The following is a 23,163-nucleotide window of genomic DNA, read 5'->3' on the forward strand; positions in this document are numbered from 1 at the left end:
GGACGGTCTCCATGAGCCTCTCGCCGAACAGCACCCCCGCAGCTCGCCTGCGTGCGCGCCGTGCTTTCGCCCGGCTCACGCCGTCCCGCATGGAGGCCCTCGAGGTCCACGAGGTCCCAGACGCGAAGGAGACCCGCCGCGCCCAGGTTGACGACAACCGGGGTGCGGACTTCGGGCTGCCGTGAGCGCGTAGCGCCCACCTCTCACCGTTCCTGGCCCTCACGGGTCTGGTGAACCTTCGGTGAGTGCTGTGGGCTGACGTGCTCACCCATCAGCTCTTGCGGCGACGGCTCGTGCCGGCCGCACCTTCCGAGGACGGATCCTATGACCGTGTCGTCGTCGACCCCGTCGACCCCTCAGCACTCTCATCTCCCCAACGCATGGCGTACGGGTGCGCCCGTGGCGTCGGGCCTGTACGACCCCGCACGCGAGCACGACGCGTGCGGCGTGGCGTTCGTCGCGACGCTGCGTGGCACCCCCGGTCGCGACATCGTCGATGCCGGGCTCACCGCCCTGCTCAACCTCGACCACCGTGGCGCCGTCGGCGCCGAGGAGGACTCGGGTGACGGTGCGGGAATCCTCACGCAGATGCCCGATGCGTTCTTCCGAGCCGTCGTGGACGCCCCGCTTCCGCCCGTCGGACACTATGCCGCGGGCATGGCGTTCCTGCCGCAGGCTCCGGCAGCTGCCGAGGCTGCGGTACGAGGGATCGAGACGATCGCTCGCGCTGAGGGCCTCGATGTCATCGCGTGGCGTGACGTTCCCGTCACGGCGGGGCTCGTCGGCCCGACCGCGCGCGCCTCCATGCCGACGTTCCGCCACCTCGTCGTCGCCGACCACGCCCGCGTGCTCGAGGGGATCGCGCTCGACCGACTGACGTTCCGGCTGCGCAAGCGGGCCGAGCACGAGCTCGGCGTCTTCTTCGCCTCCCTCTCCTCGCGGACCCTCACGTACAAGGGCATGCTCACGACCGGCCAGCTCGAGCCGTTCTTCCCGGACCTCTCTGACCCCCGGTTCGAGAGCCAGATCGCCCTCGTGCACTCGCGGTTCTCGACCAACACCTTCCCCTCTTGGCCGCTCGCTCAGCCGATGCGTCTTGTCGCGCACAACGGTGAGATCAACACCGTGCGCGGCAACCGCAACTGGATGGCCGCGCGCGAGGGAACTCTCGCCTCGCCCGTCCTCGGCGACCTGGCGCCGCTCATGCCCGTGTGCGCACCGGGTGCGAGCGACTCGGCGAGCCTCGATGAGGTTCTCGAGCTGCTGCACCTCGGCGGACGTTCGCTCCCGCACGCGGTCATGATGATGATTCCCGAGGCCTGGGAGAACAACGTCGGGATGGACCCTGCGCGCCGCGCGTTCTACGACTACCACGCCAACCTCATGGAGCCCTGGGACGGCCCGGCGAACCTCTCGTTCACCGACGGCACGGTCGTCGGTGCGGTCCTTGACCGCAACGGTCTGCGTCCGGGCAGGTTCTGGGTGACGGACGACGGCCTCGTCGTGCTCGCCTCCGAGTCGGGCGTGCTCGACCTCGACCCGGCGTCCATCGTGCGCAAGGGGCGTCTCGAGCCGGGCCGCATGTTTCTCGTCGACACGGCTCAGGGCCGCATCGTCGAGGACGACGAGATCAAGGCGGAGCTGGCAGCCCAGGCACCCTACGCCCGGTGGATCGCCGACAACGAGGTGTTCCTCGACCAGCTGCCCGAGCGTGAGCACATCGCGCACTCGCCCGCCTCGGTGCTGCGTCGCCAGCGTGCGTTCGGGTTCACCCAGGAAGAGGTCCGGGTCATCCTCGGACCCATGGGCGCGACGGGCGCCGAACCGCTCGGCGCGATGGGGTCCGACACGCCCGTTGCGGTGCTCTCGGCACGTCCCCGGCTCATCTTCGACTACTTCACGCAGATGTTCGCCCAGGTGACCAACCCGCCGCTCGACGCGATCCGCGAGGAGCTCGTCACCTCGATCGCGGGGGCGATCGGCCCCGAGCCGAACCTCCTCGAGGAGATCCCGGAACACGCACGCAAGCTCATCCTGCCCTTCCCCGTCATCGACAACGACCAGCTCGCCAAGATCGTCCGCATCGACCGGGACCCTCACCTGCGGGGCATCTTCAAGGCGGAGCGGGTGCGCGGTCTCTACCGCGTCGACGGCGGGGGCGCGGCGCTCGAGGCACGGCTCGACGAGATCTTCGAGCAGGTCGACGACGCGATCGCCGCGGGCGCGAGCTTCATCGTGCTCTCCGACCGTGACGCCAACCATCACATGGCTGCGATCCCGTCGCTCCTGCTGACCTCGGCCGTCCACCATCACCTCCTGCGCCGACGCACGCGGACCCAGGTGTCGCTCGTCGTCGAGGCGGGCGACGTGCGCGAGGTGCACCACGTGGCGCTGCACGTCGGCTACGGGGCCGCCGCGGTCAACCCGTACCTGGCGATGGAGACGGTCGAGCGCCTCGCCGAGGAAGGGCTCATCGAGGCCGACCCACAGGCAGCCGTCGCGAACGTCATCAAGGCCCTCGGCAAGGGCGTGCTCAAGGTCATGAGCAAGATGGGCATCTCGACGATCCAGTCGTACCGAGGCGCGCAGACGTTCGAGGCCGTCGGGCTGTCGCAGGACCTCGTCGACCGATACTTCGCCGGCACGACCTCGCGGCTCGGCGGGGTTGGGCTCGACGTGCTGGCGGAGGAGGTTGCGGCGCGTCATCGCGCGGCCTACCCGGCATCGGGCAACCACCCTCCGCATGAGGACCTCGAGACGGGCGGCGAGTACCAGTGGCGCCGCGACGGCGAGGAGCATCTCTTCGACCCCGAGACGGTCTTCCGCCTGCAGCACTCGACCCGCACGCGGCAGTTTGACGTCTTCCGCGAGTACACGCGTCGCATCGACGACCAGTCGAAGCGTTTGCTCACGCTGCGTGGCCTGCTCCGCTTCGCCCCGGACCGGGAGCCGGTTCCGCTCGACGAGGTCGAGCCGGTGAGCGAGATCGTCAAGCGCTTCAACACGGGGGCCATGTCCTACGGCTCGATCTCCGCCGAGACCCACGAGACGCTCGCCATCGCGATGAACACGCTCGGCGGCCGGTCGAACACGGGCGAGGGCGGCGAGGACGCTGAGCGGCTGCACGACCCGCTGCGCAGGTCGAAGGTCAAGCAGATCGCTTCCGGTCGCTTCGGCGTCACCTCGGAGTACCTGACGTTCGCGGACGACATCCAGATCAAGCTCGCGCAGGGCGCCAAGCCTGGGGAGGGCGGTCAGCTCCCCGGTCACAAGGTGTACCCGTGGGTTGCGCGGACGCGACACTCGACGCCCGGAGTCGGGCTCATCTCGCCTCCGCCGCACCACGACATCTACTCGATCGAGGACCTCGCGCAGCTCATCCACGACGCGAAGAACGCCAACCCTGCGGCGCGGATCCACGTCAAGCTGGTCTCGGAGTTCGGGGTCGGAACGGTGGCGGCAGGTGTCGCGAAGGCGCACTCCGACGTCGTCCTCATCTCAGGTCACGACGGGGGCACGGGCGCGAGCCCGCTGACCTCGCTCAAGCACGCGGGCACCCCGTGGGAGATCGGTCTCGCCGAGACGCAGCAGACGCTCGTCCTCAACAACCTGCGCGACCGCATCACCGTGCAGGTTGACGGCCAGCTGAAGACGGGGCGGGACGTGCTCGTCGCGGCGCTGCTCGGCGCCGAGGAGTACGGCTTCGCGACCGCACCCATGGTCGTCTCGGGCTGCATCATGATGCGCGTGTGTCACCTCGACACGTGTCCGGTCGGCGTCGCGACCCAGAACCCAGAGCTGCGCAAGCGATTCACGGGCAAGCCGGAGTTCGTCGTCACGTTCTTCGAGTACCTTGCCGAAGAGGTGCGGGAGCACCTCGCGGCGCTCGGCTTCCGCACGGTGGACGAGGCGATCGGTCAGGTGCAGGTGCTCGACGCCCGGGCGGCGATCGACCACTGGAAGGCATCGGGGCTCGACCTGGGACCCGTGCTCGAGCGGCCTGCGCCGGTGGCCGGGTCCTCGCTGCGTCGGACGCAGGACCAGGACCACGGTCTTGACCGAGCGCTCGACCACGAGCTCGTGCGTCGTGCGGCACCCGCGCTCGAGCGTGGCGAGAAGGTCGGGATCTCGATGGACGTGCGCAACGTCAATCGCACGGTCGGCACGATGCTCGGTCATGAGGTGACCCGGCGCTACAGGGGCGAGGGCCTGCCTGATGACACGATCGAGGTGACCCTCACGGGTTCGGCCGGGCAGTCGCTCGGCGCATTCCTTCCGCGCGGCGTGACCTTGCGGTTGTGGGGCGACGCGAACGACTACGTCGGCAAGGGCCTCTCAGGTGGCCGGATCGCGGTCCGTCCCCACGCCGCGTCTGTGCTCAGCGGTGACGACGTCATCGCGGGCAACGTCATCGGCTACGGGGCCACGTCCGGCGCGGCGTTCTTGCGTGGGCTCGTGGGTGAACGCTTCGCGGTCCGTAACTCGGGGGCGACTCTCGTCGCTGAGGGCGTCGGGGACCATGCGTGCGAGTACATGACGGGCGGAACCGTTCTCGTGCTCGGCCGGACGGGCCGCAACTTTGCTGCGGGCATGTCCGGCGGCACCGCCTACGTGCTCGATCTTCGTCCCGGCTCCGTCAACAAGGCGGCTCTCGCCAACCGTGAGCTCGCCCTCACCGCGCTCGACGACGCCGACATGCTTGTCGTCGCTGACCTCCTCGAGCAGCACGTCGCCGAAACGGGCTCGCCGCGCGCGGTGGACCTGCTCGCTGACCTACCTGCAGCTCGCGCCCGATTCACGCGCGTCCTGCCCACCGAGTACGCCCGGGTGCGAGACGCCCTGGCGAAGGCCGAGTCCGACGGGCTCGACCCGGGCGCCCCGGGCGTCTGGGAGAACATCTTGGAGGTGGCTCGTGGCTGACCCCCGCGGTTTCCTGAAGGTCCGGGAGCGCGAGCTCCCGGCGGACCGACCCGTGGCTGTTCGTCTCATGGACTGGCGTGAGGTTCATGAGTACCGGGCCAAGAACCCCGACGACCAGCAGATGCTGCGCCGCCAGGCGGGCCGCTGCATGGATTGCGGCGTGCCGTTCTGCCACCAGGGTTGCCCATTGGGCAACCTCATCCCGGAGTGGAACGACCTCGTCCGGCGGGGTCGGTACGACGAGGCCGCGGAGCGCCTGCACGCGACGAACAACTTCCCGGAGTTCACGGGCCGCATCTGCCCGGCCCCGTGCGAGTCGTCGTGCGTCCTGGGCATCAACCAGGACCCGGTGACCATCAAGTCGGTCGAGGTCTCGATCATCGACGAGGCGTTCGCTCGCGGGCTCGTGCAACCGGTCGTCCCGCAGCGGCTGACCGGGCAGACGGTCGCAGTGGTCGGCTCGGGGCCGGCGGGCCTCGCGGCGGCGCAGCAGCTCACACGCGTGGGCCACACGGTCGTCGTCTTTGAACGGGATGACGAGCCGGGCGGACTTCTGCGCTACGGAGTGCCCGACTTCAAGCTCGAGAAGATCCACATCGAGCGACGTATCGAGCAGATGCTGGGCGAGGGCACGCGCTTCCGGTGCGGTGTGGCCGTCGGTACTGACCTCACCTGGGACGAGCTCCATTCGCGCTACGACGCGGTCGTGGTCGCCACGGGTGCCACCGTCCCGCGTGAGCTTCCGGTCCCGGGTGCGGACCTGCACGGGGTGCATCACGCGATGGACTACCTCCACCAGGGGAACGAGGCTGCCGGGGGGCGTGTCGTTCCGGATCAGATCACGGCGACGGGTAAGCACGTCATCGTCATCGGGGGAGGGGACACGGGGTCGGACTGCGTCGGTACCGCCCTGCGTCAAGGTGCCGCCTACGTGACGACGCTCGCGATCGGGCAGCAGCCGCCCACCCAGCGTCCGACGCACCAGCCGTGGCCGACGACGCCGACGCTCTTCGAGGTGTCGTCGTCTCACGCCGAGGGAGGCGAGCGGTCCTACCTCGCGTCGACCGTCGAGCTGCAGGGTGATCCGCACGGGAACGTCACCGGCCTGGTCGTGGCGACAACCGAGCTGCGTGCCGACGGTCGTCGTCTTCCGACTGCGGGAACCGAGCGGATCATCCCGGCGGACCTCGTGCTCATCGCGATGGGCTTCACGGGCCCTGAGACGGACGCGCTCCGAGAGCAGACCGGGATCGACGTCACGGGCCGTGGGCTCGTGGCCCGCGGGGACGACTACGCCACGAGCGTCCCCGGGGTCTTTGTCGCTGGTGACGCGGGCCGCGGGCAGTCGCTCGTCGTCTGGGCGATCGCCGAGGGCCGCGCTGCGGCCGCCTCCGTGGACGCGTATCTGCAAGGCGTGACCGAGCTGCCGTCGCCCGTCAGGGCCTCGGACCTCGCATTGCGGGCCTGAGATGATCGGCCCTGGGCCTCAGCCCGGGGCCGATCATCACACCTGTTCTCCCACGACGACGGATGTCACACTGATCGGGGTCGTTCCGAGCGACAGACGTCCTACAACCCACCTCCCCACGTGAACTAGGCTTGGAGCCATGCGCAGAGCGAAGATTGTTTGCACCATCGGTCCCGCGACCGCCTCCGCGGACCAGATCCAGAACCTCGTCGACGCCGGCATGGACGTCGCCCGAATCAACCGGAGCCATGGCGCTCCTGACGAGCACGAGCTCGTCTACCACAACGTGCGGGCGGCAGCGGCGTCCGCCAACCGCCCCGTCGCGGTGCTCGTCGACCTTCAGGGCCCCAAGATCCGTCTGGGCAAGTTCGAGAAGGACGAGAAGTACTGGCTGAACGAGGGTGACACCTTCACGATCACGACGGACGACGTCGTGGGCACGAAGGAGCTCGTCTCGACGACCCACAAGGGTCTTCCGGGCGATGCCCGCGTGGGTGACCCCATGCTCATCGACGATGGTCGCGTGCTCGTGCGCATCGTCGAGGTGGACGGACCGCGTGTCATCACGCGTGTCGAGGTCGCCGGTCCCGTCTCCAACAACAAGGGCATCAACCTGCCCGGCGTCGCCGTCTCGGTCCCCGCTCTCTCTGAGAAGGACCGTGAAGACCTCCGCTGGGCCATCCGCCTCGGCGCGGACATCATCGCCTTGTCGTTCGTCCGCAACGCGGCCGACTACGACGACGTCCGGGCCATCATGGAAGAAGAGGGCCGGATCCTCCCGGTCATCGCGAAGGTCGAGAAGCCGCAGGCCGTCGACAACCTCGAAGAGATCATCGACGCCTTCGACGGCATCATGGTCGCCCGTGGCGACCTCGGCGTCGAGCTTCCGCTCGAGCAGGTCCCGCTCGTCCAGAAGCGCGCCGTCGAGCTCGCACGTCGTAACGCCAAGCCGGTCATCGTGGCCACGCAGGTGCTCGAGTCGATGATCTCGGCGCCGCGTCCGACGCGTGCCGAGGCCTCTGACTGCGCCAACGCCGTTCTCGACGGTGCTGACGCTGTCATGCTCTCCGGTGAGACGTCGGTCGGTGACTACCCGATCGAGTCGGTCCGCACGATGGCCCGCATCATCGAGACCACCGAGCAGCACGGCCGTGAGCGCATCGCGCCCCTCGGCTCGACCCCGCACACGCGTGGCGGTGCCATCACGCGTGCCGCTGCCGAGATCGGTGAGCGCGTCGGCGTCAAGTACCTGGCGACGTTCACGCAGTCGGGTGACTCGGCGCGGCGCATGTCGCGTCTGCGGTCGTCGATCCCGCTCATCGCGTTCACGCCTGACGCGTCGGTCCGTAACGTTCTGGCGCTCAGCTGGGGCGTTCAGGTCGAGCTCGTCGACCAGGTCGCGAACACCGACGCGATGGTTCAGCTCGTCGACCAGACGCTGCGTTCGACGGACCTCGTCGAGGACGGCGACTACGTCGTCGTCGTCTCGGGTGCGCCGGTCGGTGTCATCGGTTCGACGAACAACATCACGGTTCACAAGATCGGTGAGGCGACGGGCCGTATCGCCTGACGTCTACCTCGTGACGCGCAGGGCCTCGGACTTCGGTCCGGGGCCCTGCGGTCGTTCTGAGTCCGTCCGCGTGCGTCGACGTCACCGCGGCCCACGTGCGCCTGGGGACGCCGCGGCGCCCCGATCTCGCAGCATGACAGAGGCCCGAACCTCCGCGAGGAGGTTCGGGCCTCAGTGATGTCGGACGACATCACAGGGGTGCCCCGAGTGGGATTCGAACCCACACTGGATCGGGTTTGAGCCGAACGCCTCTGCCAGTTGGGCTATCGGGGCCAGGGCGGACCTATCATAACGTCCGCCCGGAGGCCGCGTGCACTTCGAAGGGCCTGTCCCACACGCGACGTCGACCACGTAGGATGTGGGCGTGACCGAGAACGAGAAGAGCACCGAGAAGATCGAGCTGGACCTGCCTCCCCTCATTGAGATTGCAGAGGAGAAGCCCGCGTCCGTCGTTCGCGTCCGTCGTGCAGTCGTCGCTGAGGACGAGGCCCTCATCCGGATGGACGTCGTCGAGACGCTCCGTGAGGCGGGCTTCGACGTCGTCGGCGAGGCCGGTGACGGGGAGACTGCGGTCGCTCTTGCGATCGAGCACAAGCCCGACGTCGTCGTCATGGACGTCAAGATGCCCGAGCTTGACGGGATCTCGGCCGCTGAGCGCATCGCGAAGGCGCACGCTGCGCCCGTCGTGCTCCTCACGGCCTTCTCGCAGACCGAGCTGGTCGAGCGTGCGCGGGATGCTGGCGCGATGGCCTACGTCGTCAAGCCGTTCAGCCCTGCGGACCTGCTGCCGGCAGTTGAGATCGCGATCTCGCGGTACACGCAGATCTCTGCGCTTCAGGACGAGGTCGCCGACCTTCAGGAACGCTTCGAGACGCGCAAGCACGTCGACCGGGCCAAGGGCCTGCTCATGACCAAGATGGGCCTCTCAGAACCCGAGTCTTTCCGCTGGATCCAGAAGACGTCGATGGACCGTCGCCTGACGATGCGTGAGGTCGCAGACGCCGTGATCGACCAGGTTGGCAAGGACTGACGCACCTCTGCCCCGGGCTCGGCGTGGACGCCGCACCCGGGGCAGTGTTGTGACCTGACCGTGACCTGGGTACATTCAGTTCCGGCGGCCTTCGGGTCCGCACCGAAGATGGCTAGCAGGGGACACCGTGAAGGAGGTGCGTCGATGATGAGAGCTTCGATCGACGTACGTCATGCTGTCGCCAGCGACCTGCAGGACGTCGCTGCGCTGTGCCTGACCGCACGCGAAGAATCGTCGACGCCGACGCAGCTCTGCTCGGCGGATGCCGAGCACGTGCGCCGTCAGCTGGGGGTGCTCATCTCCGTGCCGGGCGGGCGCATCCTGGTCGCACGCCATGACGGCGTCGCGGTGGGATTCCTTCTCGGGCGCATCGTCGAGGCGAACATCTACCACGACACGCCTGTCCTCTACATCGAGGCCCTTTTCGTCGACCAGGTCTTCCGCCGCCGGGGCGCAGGTCACGCATTGCTCGGCGCTGCCGCTGAGATCGCGGGCGAGGTTGGCGCTGACGAGGTCTACTCGGTTCCGCTCCCCGGCTCCCGTGGGGTCCAACGGTTCTTGCTGCGCCTGGGGTTCGCGCCCGCGGGCGCGCACCGTGTGGTCCAGACGGCGATGCTCGTGCGCAAGCTCGAGGGCGAGCCTGCGCTGGCTCGGCGCGGCTCACGCGGCCTTGAGGACCTCATCGCGCGGCGCCGCAAGGCCCGGATCGAGACGCACTCGGGTCCGGTCGACCTGCGCGAGCTTCAGGCGCGCCTGCGCGCTGAGCGGGCCGCTTCGCCGTCGACGCCCGAGCAGGGTGTGCCGATCATGGCGCAGAGCGCTGAGCTTCGGACGCGCCGCCGGCTCACGTCCGCCGGCTGAGCCGAGAGCGGGAGCGAGGTCGCCACGCCAGGCGGCACGACGCCGTCTGGTGTCGTGCTCGCGCCTGCGGTCCGCGCGCTCAGCGCGGCGTGAGGATCATGCACGTCAGGCGTGCGGTGCAGACGCGCCGGCCTGCGTCGTCGCTCACGGTGATCTCGTAGCTGGCGAGGGTGCGGCCGAGGTGGAGCGCCGTGGCGACCGCGGTGACGGTCCCTGAGCGCACCCCCCGGTGATGGGTTGCGTTGAGGTCGAGGCCGACGACGCCGCGGTCGGTTCCGGCGTGCGCGATGGCCGCGTAGGACGCGACGGTCTCGGCGAGTGCCGCCGATGCGCCGCCGTGCAGGAGGCCGGCCGGCTGGGTGTTTCCCTCGACAGGCATGGTGGCGACGGTGCGCTCAGCGGTGAGCTCGATGATGTCGATCCCCATGCGTTCGATGAGCGTGCCTTGCGCGGAACGGCGGATGCCGTCGCGCTGCGCGTCGGTGAGGGGGGTGCGAACGTCCGGGTGAGTGTCGGTCATGGGAGATAGGTTGTCAGGTGTGACGGACAACGTGCGACCCCGCCTGCTGCTCATCGACGGACACTCCATGGCGTTCCGCGCGTTCTTCGCGCTGCCAGCCGACAAGTTCACGACGACGGGGGGCCAGCACACGAATGCGGTCCACGGCTTCGTGTCGATGATGGCCAACCTCATCAAGCTCGAGCAGCCGACGCATGTCGCGGTCGCGTTCGACGCGGGCTCGACGACGTTCCGCACCGAGCGCTTCCCGGCCTACAAGGGAGGTCGTGACGCGACCCCGGAGCCGTTCAAGGGTCAGGTGCCGCTCATCCGTGAGGTGCTCGACGCGCTGCGGATCACGCACTACGAGCGCGACATGATCGAGGCGGACGACATCCTGGCGACATGGTCGCACGCGGCGGGTGCGCTCGGCTGGGAGGTCCTCGTGTGCTCGGGAGACCGGGACTCGCTGCAGTTCGTCACGGACACGGTCACGGTGCTCTACCCGGTCAAGGGGGTCTCCGAGCTGGCGCGCATGACGCCCGAGGCGGTCGAGGCGAAGTACGGGGTGCGTCCCGAGCGGTATCCGGACCTTGCGGCGCTCGTGGGGGAGTCTGCCGACAACATCCCCGGGGTCCCGAAGGTCGGCCCGAAGACGGCGGCGAAGTGGCTCGCCCTCTACGGCGACCTTGACGGGGTGCTCGCGCACGCCGACGAGATCGCGGGTGTGGCGGGGCAGAATCTCCGCGAGCACGTCGACCAGGTGCGGCTCAACCGCGAGCTCAATCACCTGCTCACCGATCTCGACCTTCCCTACGGCCCCGACGACCTCGTGGCGCGGCCGTGGGACCGCGAGGCCATGCACACGATCTTTGACGCGCTCCAGTTCCGGACGCTGCGCGATCGTCTTCTCGCGATGATGCCCGCCGAGGAGCGCGACGACGTCGTTGCGAGCCCCGCTGTCGAGGTCGATGTCCTCGCACCTGGGGGGCTTGCGGCGTGGCTCGAGGCCCGCTCGGGGCAGACCCTCGGGCTCGAGGTCCGGGGCAAGGCGGTTCCCGGGTCGGGTGACGCCGACGTCGTCGCGCTCGGGGACGGGGTTGGCCGTGCGGTCGTCATCGATCTCACGTCGATCGAGCCGAGCGATGACGGCGCTCTGGGCGCGTGGCTGAGCGACGCGGCGGCGCCCAAGGTCGTCCACGGCGGCAAGGCGCGCGCTCACGAGCTCGCGGGCCGCGGCTACGCCTTGCGGGGAGTCGTCAACGACACGGAGCTTGCGGCGTACCTGTGCCATCCCGATCAGCGGACCTTCGACCTCGAGGATCTCGCGATCCGGTCGTTGCACCGAGAGATCGGGGGAGCGGTCGCGGGCGGGACGCAGGGAGCGCTCGACCTTGACCTTGACGGTGACGGCGGTGAGTCCGCGGTGCTCGCCGAGCGCGCGGCGGTCCTCGTGCCGCTGGGTGAGGCGGTGGCCGACGATCTTGCGGATCGTCACGCGACGAAGCTCCTCACGCTCCTCGAGCTGCCGCTGGCCGACGTCCTTGCGCAGATGGAGGGGACGGGGATCGCGGTCGACGACGGGCTGCTGCGTGCGCTCGACGCGGAGTTCGGCGAGCAGGCACGGACGGCGGCCGAGGAGGCGTACGCGGTGATCGGCCGCGAGGTGAACCTCGGTTCGCCCAAGCAGCTTCAGGAGGTCCTCTTCGACCAGCTCGACATGCCGCGCACCAAGAAGATCAAGACCGGGTACACGACGGATGCCGCCGCGCTCACCGAGCTCTTTGCGAAGACGCAGCACCCGTTCCTCGAGCATCTCCTCGCGCACCGTGACGTGACCAAGCTGCGCCAGACGGTCGAGACGCTGCTGCGATATGTCGGACCGGACGGTCGCATCCACACGACCTTCCAGCAGACGGTTGCCGCGACGGGACGGCTGAGCTCGGCCGACCCCAACCTGCAGAACATTCCGATCCGCACGGCCGCGGGCCGCCGCATCCGCCGGGCATTCGTCGTGGGCGCGGGGTACGAGACGCTGCTCACCGCCGACTACTCGCAGATCGAGATGCGCATCATGGCGCACCTCTCGGGCGACGACGGGCTGATCGAGGCGTTCCGTACGGGCGAGGACCTCCACAACTACGTCGCCTCGCGCGTGTTCGGGGTCGCGACGACCGAGGTGAGTGCCGCACAGCGCTCCAAGATCAAGGCGATGAGCTACGGCCTGGCCTATGGCCTGTCCGCGTTCGGGCTCTCGAAGCAGCTGAGCATCGAGGTGGGCGAGGCTCAGAAGCTCATGGACGACTACTTCACGCGCTTCGGTGGGGTGCGGACCTACCTCCACCAGGTGGTCGAGGATGCGCGGGCGACCGGCTACACCGAGACGATCCTTGGCCGCCGGCGCTACCTGCCTGACCTCACGAGCGACAATCGCCAGCGCCGCGAGATCGCGGAGCGGGTCGCGCTCAACTCGCCGATCCAGGGTTCTGCGGCCGACATCATCAAGATCGCGATGCTCGACGTGAGCAAGGAGCTCGCCTCGCGCGGCCTCGCGTCACGTCTTCTGCTCCAGGTGCATGACGAGCTGGTCCTCGAGGTCGCAGCAGGTGAGCTCGAGGAGGTCGAGGCGCTCGTGCGCGCGTCGATGGGTGGCGCCGCCTCGCTGTCGGTCCCGCTCGACGTCTCGGTGGGCACCGGGCCCAACTGGCACGACGCGGGTCACTGAGTGGGGCCGCTGCGTCCCGCCTCCGGGCGGAACGCAGCGCCGCGGCCCGGTCAGGGCTTGCGGGTGACGAAGATGGCGGTGCCGGGCAGGACGCGGCCTCGCACGGCGCTCCAGCCGCCCCACGTCCGGGTGTGTTCGTCGGGCCATTCGGGTTCGACGAGGTCGACGATGCTCAGTCCGGCGCTGACGACGTCGCGGACGTGGTCGCCCAGCGTCCGGTGATACTCGACGTACGTGACCCTGCCGGAGTCGTCGCGCTCGGCGTAGGGAGTCCGGTCGAAGTACGACGAGGTCGCGGTGAGCCCACGTTCTGAAGGGTCGTCGGGGAAGGCCCAACGCACGGGGTGCGTGACGGAGAACACCCACCGGCCGCCCGGCCGAAGGACGCGCGCGACCTCGGCGTGGATCGCTCGGGCGTCGGGCACGAACGGAATGGCACCGTACGCGGTGAACGCCGTGTCGAAGCTCGCGTCGGCGAAGGGGAGCGCGCGGGCGTCCGCCTGGACGAGCGGGGGCGTCCCGGCCGCGCTTCGGCGTGCGGCGAGCATCCCGCCGGAGATGTCGGTCGCAACCGCCCGGGCGCCGTGGGCGAGCAGCCACCGCGCACATTGCGCCGCGCCGGCGCCGACCTCGAGGATGTCCGTGCCGGCGACGACGCCGAGCAGGCGGGCGTCTGCCTCGCGCAGACCCTCGGGGGACCAGCAGAAGTCGTCGTCGCCGAGGAATGTGCCGTGCTCCTCGAGGTACTCACCGGCGTTCTCGTCCCACCACGAGCGACCCGCGGGCCCTGCGGATTCGGGGGGGACGTCCTGGTATCCGGCACGCTGCTGCATCGGCCTATCGTCCCACGGTGCCCGACACGGGGCCGGGAGGACCTTCGGCACGGGAGTTCGGTCTCCACCGTGGGTAAGGTTGGCGTTACGAACGGCGTGAGGACGCGACCCGGCGTCTGCCCGGTCGTGCCCGCGCACTACGCGAGGGAGCTTCTTCTGATGCGCATCGGCCTTCTCACGGGCGGCGGCGACTGTCCGGGTCTCAACGCTGCGATCCGCGCGATCGTCAAGCAGGGTCTCGGGGAGTACGGGCACCAGATCATCGGGTTCCGGAACGGATGGAAGGGCGTCGTCGACGGCGACGTCCAGCCTCTCGAGAGGCAGCACATCCGGAACGTCCTCTCGATGGGCGGGACCCTGCTCTCGACGGCACGGTTCCACCCGCGGACGGACGACGGCTCGATGGACGCGGTCCTGCAGACGCTCGAGGCGGAGAACATCGAGGCGCTCATCTGCATCGGTGGCGACGGCACGCTCCACGCCGCGAGCAAGGTCGCCGAGGCTGGGGTGAAGATCGTCGCGATCCCCAAGACGATCGACAACGACGTCGCGGGGACGGACCTGTCGATCGGCTTCCACACGGCGGTGAACATCGCCACCGAGGCGATCGACCGCATCCACACGACGGCCGAGTCGCACAACCGCGTCATGGTCGTCGAGGTCATGGGACGTCACGCCGGCTGGATCGCCGTGAACTCGGGAATCGCGGGTGGCGCTGAGATCGTCCTCGCTCCGGAGCAGCCCTTCGACATGGACCGGATCGTCAAGTTTCTCCAGCACCGTCACAAGGCGCACGCGAACTTCTCGATCGTCGTCGTCGCCGAGGGCGCGCACGCGACGCCAGGTTCGTCGATGGAGTACGAGGTCCAGCTCGGCAAGTACGGCGAGATCGTCGCCGGCGCGATCGGCGAGCGGGTCGCGGCCGAGATCCAGGCCCGGACGGGGTTCGACACGCGCCTCACGGTTCTTGGTCACGTCCAGCGTGGAGGAACGCCGACGCCCACCGACCGCATCCTCGGATCCCGCTTCGGCGTCGCTGCCGTGGACGCGATCACCGCAGGTGAGACGAACGTCATGACAGCGCTCCGCGGCGAGGAGATCGTCCTCGTGCCGCTTCCCGACATCGCAGGCCTCGTCAAGCAGGTTCCGCAGGATCTCCTCCGCGTGGCACGCGTCCTCGCCTGACCTCGTCGGATGCGCCCTCCGCGCCGTGCTCCGCGCACGGTGCGGAGGGCGTCGCTGTGTGGGCGTGCGGGTGGTAGGGTTGACGAGGTTTCTCATGGGTGAGCCATGTCCTGCATCAGGACCATGGGTCACCGCGAGGCCACCATCCATCCGTACTACTTCCTGTCCGCATCGGAGCACCTGACTCAATGACCACCCCCACCACCAAGCAGATCGCTGTCAACGACATCGGTTCTGCCGAGGACTTCCTCGCCGCCGTCGACGCCACCATCAAGTACTTCAACGATGGCGACATCGTCGAAGGCGTCATCGTCAAGGTTGACCGCGACGAGGTTCTCCTCGATATCGGCTACAAGACCGAGGGTGTCATTCCCTCGCGCGAGCTCTCCATCAAGCACGACGTCGACCCGGGCGAGGTCGTCCAGGTGGGTGACGCGGTTGAGGCTCTTGTTCTCCAGAAGGAGGACAAGGAGGGTCGCCTGATCCTGTCCAAGAAGCGCGCCCAGTACGAGCGCGCGTGGGGCACGATCGAGAAGGTCAAGGAAGAGGACGGCGTCGTCACCGGAACCGTCATCGAGGTCGTCAAGGGTGGGCTCATCCTCGACATCGGCCTCCGTGGCTTCCTCCCGGCGTCGCTCGTCGAGATGCGTCGCGTCCGCGACCTCCAGCCGTACGTCGGCAAGGAGATCGAGGCGAAGATCATCGAGCTCGACAAGAACCGCAACAATGTCGTGCTCTCGCGCCGTGCCTGGCTCGAGCAGACGCAGTCCGAGGTGCGTTCGACCTTCCTGCAGACCCTGCAGAAGGGCCAGGTTCGCCCCGGTGTCGTCTCGTCGATCGTCAACTTCGGTGCGTTCGTGGACCTCGGTGGCGTCGACGGTCTCGTCCACGTCTCCGAGCTGTCGTGGAAGCACATCGACCACCCGTCCGAGGTTGTCGAGGTCGGCCAGGAGGTCACCGTCGAGGTTCTCGACGTCGACTTCGACCGTGAGCGCGTCTCGCTCTCGCTCAAGGCGACGCAGGAAGACCCGTGGCAGGCATTCGCCCGCACCCACGCGATCGGTCAGGTCGTCCCGGGTAAGGTCACCAAGCTCGTTCCCTTCGGTGCGTTCGTGCGCGTCGAGGACGGCATCGAGGGCCTCGTCCACATCTCCGAGCTCGCTCAGCGTCACGTCGAGCTCCCGGAGCAGGTCGTCCAGGTCGGCGACTCCGCGTTCGTCAAGGTCATCGACATCGACCTCGAGCGTCGCCGGATCTCGCTCTCGCTCAAGCAGGCCAACGAGGGTGTGGACCCGGAGTCCGAGGACTTCGACCCCGCGCTGTACGGCATGGCTGCGGACTACGACGAGCAGGGCAACTACAAGTTCCCCGAGGGCTTCGACTCCGAGACGCAGGAGTGGCTCGAGGGCTTCGAGTCGCAGCGTGAGACCTGGGAGGCGCAGTACGCCCAGGCCCACGAGCGCTGGGAGGCACACCGCAAGCAGGTCGCCGACGCCATCACGGCTGACGCAGAGGCTGCCGCTGGTGGCGGCACGACGTCCGAGTCCGCCTCGTCGTCGTCCTCTTCCTCGTCGTCCTACTCCTCGGCTCCTGCCCAGGAAGAGTCGGCCGGCACGCTCGCGTCCGACGAGGCTCTCGCCGCTCTGCGCGAGAAGCTCACGGGCAACTGATGCCAGACCGTCTCTGACGGTCACACGAAAGCCGGCCACCGCTCACGCGGTGGCCGGCTTTCGGCCTGTCGGGGGACGTCCTGCTGGGCGGCGCTCAGCCGACGAGGCTCAGCCGATCCCGTCCGGAGCGTGCGGCGCGAGCTGGGTCTCGTAGAGGTCGGCATAGAGCCCGCCCTCCGCGAGCAGCTCGGCGTGGGTGCCGTGAGCAACGATGTGCCCGGCGTCCACGACGAGGATGGCGTCGGCGTCACGCACCGTCGAGAGGCGGTGAGCGATGACCAGCGCGGTCCGGCCTTCGAGAGCGCGGTCGAAGGCCCGCTGGACGGCAGCTTCCGACTCGGAGTCGAGGTGTGCCGTCGCCTCGTCGAGAATGACGACGGCGGGTGCCTTGAGCAGGAGCCGAGCGATGGCGAGGCGTTGGCGTTCGCCACCCGAGAGCCGGTAGCCACGGTCGCCGACGACGGTGTGGATCCCGTCGGGCAGGGACTCGACGAGGTCGAGGACGTGGGCAGCCCGGAGTGCGTCGATGATCTGTGCGTCTGTCGCTCCCGGCCGTGCGTAGCGGAGGTTGCCCGCGATCGTGTCGTGGAACATGTGGGAGTCCTGAGGGACTGTTCCGACGGCGGCGCGGAGCGAGGCCAGGCTCACGTCGCGCAGGTCCTCGCCCGCGATGCGCACGGCGCCTCGCGTCGGGTCGTACATGCGGGTGACGAGGTGCGTGAGGGTGGTCTTGCCTGCGCCCGACGGCCCGACGATCGCAACGGTCTGGCCTGGCTCGACCCGGAACGTCATGTCCGTGAGGGTGTCGGCCTCGGGGTCGTTCGTCAGCGTCGCGACGGACTCGAGCGAGGCGAGCGAGACCTCGGACGCTGTCGGGTACCGGAACGTGACGCCGTCAAGCTCGACCGAGGCGCCGTGGGTCGCGAGCGAGGCGGCGAGATCTCGTGGGTTCTCCGAGTCGCGCACGCTCGGCTCGAGGTCGAGGACCTCGAGCACGCGCTCAAAGCTCACGAGAGCGGTGAGCACGTCGACCTGGACGTTCGACAGCGAGGTGAGCGGCCCGTAGAGGCGTGTGAGGTAGCTCGTGAGGGCGACGAGGACTCCCACCGTGAGGGAGCCTGAGATCGTGGCGAGGCCGCCGGCCGCGTAGACGACGGCGACCGCGACGGCCGCGACGGTGACGAGCGAGACGCGGAAGATCGTGTTGTACATCGCGAGCCGCACACCGATGTCGCGCACCCGTGACGCCTGCTCGCGGTACGTGCGCGACTCGTCGTCGGGCCGGCCGTAGATCTTGGCGAGCTGTGCACCCGCGACGTTGAAGCGTTCCGTCATCGTCTGGGCGGCGTCCGCGTTGAGGGCGTACGACTCGCGGGTGATACGCGCGATGCGCGGGCCGATCCACCGCGCGGGCACGATGAAGGCCGGAAGGAGGGCGAGCGAGACGAGCGTGAGCTGCCACGACATCGTCAACATCGCCGCGAGGACGAAGACGACGGTGAGCACGTTGGAGACGACGTTCTGAAGCGTCGACGTGAAGGCCTGCTGCGCGCCGAGGACGTCGCCGTTGAGTCGTTGCACGAGCGCGCCGGTGCGGGTCCGTGAGAAGAAGGCGAGCGGCATCGACTGGACGTGGTCGAAGACTGCTGACCGGAGGTCGAGGATGAGCCCCTCTCCGATGCTCGAGGAGAGCCAGCGCTGGACGAGGACGAGGGCTCCGGAGAGGAGGGCGACGACGCCTACTCCCGCGGAGAACCAGATGACCAGGTCGCGGCGTCCCGGTGTGATGCCGTCGTCGATGATCGCCCGGTAGAGGAGCGGTGTGAGGGCGCCAAGCGCTGCGTCGACCGCGATGATGCCGAGGAAGATGGCGAGCCGTCCCCGGTAGGGGCGCGCGAACGCGAGGATCCTGCGGAACGTACCCCTGTGCAGCTTGACCCTGCGGACCGAGTCGTCCTGCCGGAACGAGCGGAACTGGCCGCCTCCCATCCCTGGGTGCATCCCTGCCATGACGCCTCCTGTTCGTGCGAGCGCTGTCGGCCCACGTGTCTGACCCTAGTCCCGGGACCTGCCCGCGCCGTGCACGGTGGCGGTTGCCGCCCGGTGCCCGCGGGGGCAGGATGTCGGCATGACACGCATCGGACTCACGGGCGGTATCGCAGCGGGCAAGTCGGTTGTCGCAGCCCGCCTGCGGGAGCACGGCGCCGTCGTCATCGACCACGATGTCATCGCGCGGCGCGTCGTCGAGCCCGGGACCGTGGGGCTCGCAGCGGTCGTCGACCGCTTCGGCGAGGACGTCCTTGACGCCGAGGGCGCGTTGGACCGCGGCGCACTGGGCCACATCGTGTTCAACGATCCTGGGGCGCGCGCCGATCTCGAGTCGATCCTTCACCCTGAGATCGCGCGCGTGGCGGCAGAGGACGAGGCTCGTGCGATGACCGCCGACCATAGCGCGGTCATCGTGCACGACGTCCCGCTTCTCGTCGAGACCGGGCAGGCCGAGGACTTCCATGTGCTCGTCGTTGTCCATGCGCCCGCGGACCTGCGGATCGCGCGGCTCGTCGAGGGCCGCGGGGCCACTCTTCCGGAGGCGCGGCGCCGCCTCGCGGCTCAGGCGTCCGACGAGACGCGGCTCGCCGCGGCCGACGTCGTGCTTGACGGGTCGGGCAGCATCGCGAACTTGCGCGAGCAGGTCGATGCGCTGTGGGAGCGGCTCCGCGCCCAGGCGGTCGACGAGGAGGAGTCCGAGCGCGTCAGCACCGACTGACGAGCATGCGCGGGGCGCCGGCCGACGGGACCGCGTGAGACATCCGACGCGACGCGCGTCGTCGGTCCGCCCTCGGGGAAGCCGAGTCTGGGACCGCGGCCCGAGCCTTCAGTGCCATTGCCACCGAGCGGGAATGTCGGTGCCTCGGCGTACCGTACACGTATGCGCCCCGACACCGACCTCATCAGGACCGCGGCTCCGTTCGAGGTGATCTCTGAGTACACGCCCGCGGGTGACCAGCCCACCGCGATCGCCGAGCTCACCGCGCGCCTGGGGGCAGGTGAGAAGGACATCGTCCTGCTCGGTGCGACCGGAACAGGCAAGAGCGCCACGACGGCGTGGCTCATCGAGCAGGTGCAGCGGCCCACGCTCGTCATGGCGCCCAACAAGACGCTCGCGGCGCAGCTCGCCACGGAGTTCCGGGAGCTCCTGCCCAACAATGCGGTCGAGTATTTCGTGTCGTATTACGACTACTACCAGCCTGAGGCGTACATCGCTCAGACGGACACCTACATCGAGAAGGACTCCGCGATCAATGACGAGGTCGAGCGGCTGCGCCACTCGGCCACGAACAGCCTGCTCACGCGACGCGACGTCGTTGTCGTCGCATCCGTGTCCTGCATCTACGGTCTCGGCACCCCGCAGGAGTATGTCGACCGCATGCAACGGCTCGACATCGGCGACCAGGTCGACCGAGACAGCCTGCTGCGCCGCTTCGTCGAGATGCAGTACACGCGTAACGACCTCGCGTTCACGCGCGGGACCTTCCGGGTACGCGGCGACACCGTCGAGATCATCCCCGTGTATGAGGAGCTCGCGATCCGCATCGAGTTCTTCGGTGACGAGATCGAGGCGCTGCATACCCTGCACCCACTCACGGGCGACATCGTCTCGACCGTGACCTCGATCCACATCTTCCCCGCGACCCACTACGTGGCCGGGCCAGAGCGCATGGAGCGCGCGATCACGGGGATCGAGGCGGAGCTTGAGGCTCGGCTCGCCGACCTCGAAAGGCAGGGAAAGCTGCTCGAGGCGCAGCGACTTCGCATGCGCACGACATATGACGTCGAGATGATGCGACAGGTCGGGAGCTGCTCGGGCATCGAGAACTACTCGCGTCACATCGATGGCCGCGAACCGGGAACGCCTCCTCACACGCTGCTCGACTACTTCCCGGACGACTTCCTCCTCGTCATCGACGAGTCGCACGTCACTGTTCCGCAGATCGGCGCGATGTATGAGGGCGACATGTCGCGCAAGCGCAACCTCGTCGACTTCGGGTTCCGCCTTCCGAGTGCGATGGACAACCGCCCGCTGCGGTGGGAGGAGTTCGTCGAGCGCATCGGGCAGACCGTCTACCTCTCGGCCACGCCGGGGGACTACGAGCTCGGGTTGTCGGACGGCACGGTCGAGCAGATCATCCGGCCGACGGGGCTCATCGACCCCGAAGTGATCGTCAAGCCCACGAAGGGCCAGATCGACGACCTCCTCGAAGAGATCCGGACGCGCGTCGAAAAGCAGGAGCGCGTCCTCGTGACAACCCTGACCAAGAAGATGTCAGAGGACCTCACGGACTACTTCCTCGACAAGGGCGTCCGCGTGCGCTACCTCCACTCGGAGGTCGACACGCTCGCGCGGGTCGAGCTGCTGCGCGACCTGCGGCTCGGCGTCTATGACGTCCTCGTCGGCATCAACCTCCTGCGTGAGGGCCTCGACCTGCCCGAGGTCTCGCTCGTCGCGATCCTCGACGCCGACAAGGAGGGCTTCCTCAGGTCGGCCAAGTCGCTCATCCAGACCATCGGTCGCGCGGCCCGTAACGTCTCCGGACAGGTCCACATGTACGCGGACAAGGTGACGGCCGCGATGCAGACGGCGCTCGACGAGACCGAGCGTCGCCGCGAGAAGCAGATCGCCTACAACACGGAGCGCGGGATCGACCCCCAGCCTCTGCGCAAGAAGATCGCCGACGTGACCGACATGCTCGCACGCGAGGACCTCGACACCGCCGAGCTGCTCGCCGGCGGCTACCGCAAGACACCCGCGGGACGGTCGGGCAGGGCCCCGGCGGGGGAGCGGGCCGTCGTCGCAGCAGCGGGTGATCTCGCAGAGCTCGTGCAAGAGCTGACGGACCAGATGCACGCTGCCGCGGCGGAGCTCCAGTTCGAGCTCGCGGGGCGGCTCCGTGACGAGATCTCAGGGCTCAAGAAGGAGCTGCGCCAGATGCGGGCGGCCACGGAGTGAGGCGCGCCACGCGGGCCACGGGCTGCTTGCTGCCGCGCGCACGGCACATCTCCGGTTAGCATGGGACGGTTGGAGGGGAGTATCCCCATCACGATGGTGTCGTCATCACGGCGGGCTCCGTAGCCTTCCCGGTGCCATCGGTCCGGCCTCGCGTGACGCGACGGGCGGGAGAGACCTCCGGTACACCATGCTCTGTACCGGAGGGAATACTCGGTGCTCGACATTCACTTGTCCGTGTGGCTCATCTCAGCCGCAGCGGTCCTCGGACTCATCATCTTCGACTTCTACGCGCACGTGCGGACGCCGCATGCGCCTACGTTCAAGGAGTCGGCGATCTGGTCGGCGGTCTACATCGCCCTCGCGATCGTCTTCGGCGTCGTCTTCATGATCGCGGTGGGCCCAGCCCACGGCGGCGAGTTCTTCGCCGGGTACATCACCGAGAAGAGCCTGTCGGTCGACAACCTCTTCGTCTTCCTCCTCATCATGACCTCCTTCCGCGTGCCGCGAGAGAACCAGCAGAAGGTTCTGCTCGTCGGCGTGGCGATCGCGCTCATCATGCGCACGATCTTCATCCTGCTCGGCGCCGCGGCGCTCAACGCGTGGTCGTGGGTCTTCTACCTCTTCGGTGCGATTCTCCTGTGGACCGCGTGGAAGCAGGTCCAGCCCGAGTCCGAGCACGAGGACAAGGTCCCCGGCGGCGCGATCGTCGCGCTGTTCAAGAAGATGGTCCCGACCGTCGACGAGTACAACTCCGACAAGCTCACGGTGAAGAAGAACGGCAAGCGCTTCCTCACGCCGATGTTCCTCGTCATGCTGGCGATCGGGTTCACCGACCTGCTCTTCGCGCTCGACTCGATCCCCGCGATCTACGGCCTCACTCAGGAGCCGTACGTCGTCTTCATGGCGAACGCGCTCGCCCTGCTCGGCCTGCGCCAGCTCTACTTCCTCATCGGCGGCCTGCTGGACCGGCTCGTCTACCTGGCCCAGGGCCTCGGCGTCATCCTCGCCTTCATCGGCTTCAAGCTCATCTTCCACGCGATGCACGTCAACGAGCTGTCGTTCGTCAACGGCGGCAAGGCCATCGAGTGGGCACCTGAGATCGGGATCGCGACGTCGCTCTCCGTCATCATCGGGACCCTCGTCATCGTGACGATCGCAAGCCTCTGGAAGACGCGTCGTGACGCAGCCAGGGCGGGCGACGCACCTGACGACCAACCGCACCTGCCCGAGCCCGTCCGCGAGGAGGAGCTCGAGCCGCTCACGACGGAGGCCGGAACGCCCAACAGCGTCGACGGCGAGCGCTCGGGCCAGTAGCCCGGCGCACGCATTGCGGGACGCTCCCGCACAACGGAGGGGCAGCGGCGACGAGCCGCTGCCCCTCCGTCGTCGTTCTC

Annotated in this window: 15 protein-coding genes and 1 tRNA gene; 12 read left to right on the forward strand and 4 right to left on the reverse strand. The window is 68.6% G+C overall.

What is annotated here, in order from left to right; genetic code table 11:
* The first annotated feature begins 11 nt into the window (after window positions 1–11).
* The 4 genes from ACTVCO_RS08665 (at window position 12) to pyk (ending at window position 7,958) form a co-directional block, all read left to right on the forward strand.
* A complete protein-coding gene (locus ACTVCO_RS08665) occupies window positions 12–185 on the forward strand; it encodes a hypothetical protein (protein ID WP_443728025.1) in 174 nt (57 codons plus the stop codon).
* Between the two features lie 139 nt (window positions 186–324).
* The gene (gene gltB, locus ACTVCO_RS08670) at window positions 325–4,920 is read left to right on the forward strand and encodes a glutamate synthase large subunit (protein WP_443728026.1); all 4,596 of its coding nucleotides are present in this window, start codon (window positions 325–327) and stop codon (window positions 4,918–4,920) included.
* Window positions 4,913–6,388, forward strand: a complete 1,476-nt coding sequence (locus tag ACTVCO_RS08675; RefSeq protein WP_443728027.1) for a glutamate synthase subunit beta — start codon at window positions 4,913–4,915, stop codon at window positions 6,386–6,388. Before gltB ends, ACTVCO_RS08675 begins: the two co-directional genes overlap by 8 nt.
* Window positions 6,389–6,527: 139 nt before the next feature.
* Window positions 6,528–7,958 carry a pyruvate kinase gene (gene pyk / locus ACTVCO_RS08680; RefSeq protein WP_443728028.1) on the forward strand — a complete coding sequence of 477 codons (1,431 nt, stop codon included), beginning with the start codon at window positions 6,528–6,530 and terminating at the stop codon, window positions 7,956–7,958.
* Between the two features lie 199 nt (window positions 7,959–8,157).
* On the opposite strand, the gene ACTVCO_RS08685 is transcribed toward pyk, so the two are convergent.
* A tRNA-Leu gene (locus ACTVCO_RS08685) sits at window positions 8,158–8,231 on the reverse strand.
* A gap of 127 nt (window positions 8,232–8,358) precedes the next feature.
* Between ACTVCO_RS08685 and ACTVCO_RS08690 the strand changes: the two genes are divergently transcribed.
* Both ACTVCO_RS08690 and ACTVCO_RS08695 read left to right on the forward strand, forming a co-directional pair.
* Window positions 8,359–8,988 carry an ANTAR domain-containing response regulator gene (locus ACTVCO_RS08690; RefSeq protein WP_443728300.1) on the forward strand — a complete coding sequence of 210 codons (630 nt, stop codon included), beginning with the start codon at window positions 8,359–8,361 and terminating at the stop codon, window positions 8,986–8,988.
* A gap of 144 nt (window positions 8,989–9,132) precedes the next feature.
* Window positions 9,133–9,849: a GNAT family N-acetyltransferase gene (locus tag ACTVCO_RS08695; RefSeq protein WP_443728029.1), complete on the forward strand. Its 717-nt coding sequence runs from the start codon at window positions 9,133–9,135 to the stop codon at window positions 9,847–9,849.
* A 79-nt stretch (window positions 9,850–9,928) separates the two neighbouring features.
* Here ACTVCO_RS08695 and ACTVCO_RS08700 read toward each other — a convergent pair whose 3' ends face one another.
* Entirely contained in the window at window positions 9,929–10,369 is a 441-nt protein-coding gene (locus ACTVCO_RS08700; RefSeq protein ID WP_443728030.1) for a hotdog fold thioesterase, read from the reverse strand.
* Between ACTVCO_RS08700 and polA the strand changes: the two genes are divergently transcribed.
* A complete protein-coding gene (gene polA, locus ACTVCO_RS08705; RefSeq protein ID WP_443728031.1) occupies window positions 10,368–13,073 on the forward strand; it encodes a DNA polymerase I in 2,706 nt (901 codons plus the stop codon). The genes ACTVCO_RS08700 and polA overlap by 2 nt on opposite strands.
* A gap of 50 nt (window positions 13,074–13,123) precedes the next feature.
* Here the strand turns inward: polA and ACTVCO_RS08710 are convergent, their stop codons facing one another.
* Window positions 13,124–13,906 (reverse strand): class I SAM-dependent methyltransferase, encoded by a 783-nt coding sequence (locus ACTVCO_RS08710; RefSeq protein WP_443728032.1) that lies wholly within the window; start codon window positions 13,904–13,906, stop codon window positions 13,124–13,126.
* A gap of 159 nt (window positions 13,907–14,065) precedes the next feature.
* On the opposite strand from ACTVCO_RS08710, the gene ACTVCO_RS08715 reads away from it, so the two are divergent.
* Together ACTVCO_RS08715 and rpsA are read left to right on the forward strand one after the other, a co-directional pair.
* Window positions 14,066–15,091, forward strand: a complete 1,026-nt coding sequence (locus ACTVCO_RS08715; RefSeq protein WP_443728033.1) for a 6-phosphofructokinase — start codon at window positions 14,066–14,068, stop codon at window positions 15,089–15,091.
* A 188-nt stretch (window positions 15,092–15,279) separates the two neighbouring features.
* Entirely contained in the window at window positions 15,280–16,761 is a 1,482-nt protein-coding gene (rpsA, locus tag ACTVCO_RS08720) for a 30S ribosomal protein S1 (RefSeq protein WP_443728034.1), read from the forward strand.
* A gap of 108 nt (window positions 16,762–16,869) precedes the next feature.
* Here rpsA and ACTVCO_RS08725 read toward each other — a convergent pair whose 3' ends face one another.
* On the reverse strand, window positions 16,870–18,771 hold the full coding sequence (locus ACTVCO_RS08725) for an ABC transporter ATP-binding protein (protein WP_443728035.1): 1,902 nt from the start codon (window positions 18,769–18,771) through the stop codon (window positions 16,870–16,872).
* A 118-nt stretch (window positions 18,772–18,889) separates the two neighbouring features.
* Here ACTVCO_RS08725 and coaE point away from each other — a divergent pair, with 118 nt between their 5' ends.
* The 3 genes from coaE to ACTVCO_RS08740 all read left to right on the forward strand — a co-directional run bounded on the left by coaE (window position 18,890) and on the right by ACTVCO_RS08740 (window position 23,083).
* Window positions 18,890–19,528, forward strand: a complete 639-nt coding sequence (gene coaE, locus ACTVCO_RS08730) for a dephospho-CoA kinase (protein WP_443728036.1) — start codon at window positions 18,890–18,892, stop codon at window positions 19,526–19,528.
* Between the two features lie 162 nt (window positions 19,529–19,690).
* Entirely contained in the window at window positions 19,691–21,769 is a 2,079-nt protein-coding gene (gene uvrB / locus ACTVCO_RS08735; protein WP_443728037.1) for an excinuclease ABC subunit UvrB, read from the forward strand.
* A 213-nt stretch (window positions 21,770–21,982) separates the two neighbouring features.
* Window positions 21,983–23,083 carry a TerC family protein gene (locus ACTVCO_RS08740; protein WP_443728038.1) on the forward strand — a complete coding sequence of 367 codons (1,101 nt, stop codon included), beginning with the start codon at window positions 21,983–21,985 and terminating at the stop codon, window positions 23,081–23,083.
* The last annotated feature ends 80 nt before the right edge of the window (window positions 23,084–23,163 follow it).

Source organism: Sanguibacter sp. A247, from assembly GCF_052324925.1.
Classification (GTDB): Bacteria; Actinomycetota; Actinomycetes; order Actinomycetales; family Cellulomonadaceae; genus Flavimobilis.

Bases quoted from the DNA above. Each gene is read 5' to 3' on its own strand.
- ACTVCO_RS08665 (WP_443728025.1), top strand. From the start codon at position 12: ATGAGCCTCTCGCCGAACAGCACCCCCGCAGCTCGCCTGCGTGCGCGC.
- gltB (WP_443728026.1), top strand. From the start codon at position 325: ATGACCGTGTCGTCGTCGACCCCGTCGACCCCTCAGCACTCTCATCTC.
- pyk (WP_443728028.1), top strand. From the start codon at position 6,528: ATGCGCAGAGCGAAGATTGTTTGCACCATCGGTCCCGCGACCGCCTCC.
- ACTVCO_RS08695 (WP_443728029.1), top strand. From the start codon at position 9,133: ATGATGAGAGCTTCGATCGACGTACGTCATGCTGTCGCCAGCGACCTG.
- polA (WP_443728031.1), top strand. From the start codon at position 10,368: ATGGGAGATAGGTTGTCAGGTGTGACGGACAACGTGCGACCCCGCCTG.
- ACTVCO_RS08700 (WP_443728030.1), bottom strand. From the start codon at position 10,369: ATGACCGACACTCACCCGGACGTTCGCACCCCCCTCACCGACGCGCAG.
- ACTVCO_RS08710 (WP_443728032.1), bottom strand. From the start codon at position 13,906: ATGCAGCAGCGTGCCGGATACCAGGACGTCCCCCCCGAATCCGCAGGG.
- ACTVCO_RS08715 (WP_443728033.1), top strand. From the start codon at position 14,066: ATGCGCATCGGCCTTCTCACGGGCGGCGGCGACTGTCCGGGTCTCAAC.
- rpsA (WP_443728034.1), top strand. From the start codon at position 15,280: ATGACCACCCCCACCACCAAGCAGATCGCTGTCAACGACATCGGTTCT.
- ACTVCO_RS08725 (WP_443728035.1), bottom strand. From the start codon at position 18,771: ATGGCAGGGATGCACCCAGGGATGGGAGGCGGCCAGTTCCGCTCGTTC.
- coaE (WP_443728036.1), top strand. From the start codon at position 18,890: ATGACACGCATCGGACTCACGGGCGGTATCGCAGCGGGCAAGTCGGTT.
- uvrB (WP_443728037.1), top strand. From the start codon at position 19,691: ATGCGCCCCGACACCGACCTCATCAGGACCGCGGCTCCGTTCGAGGTG.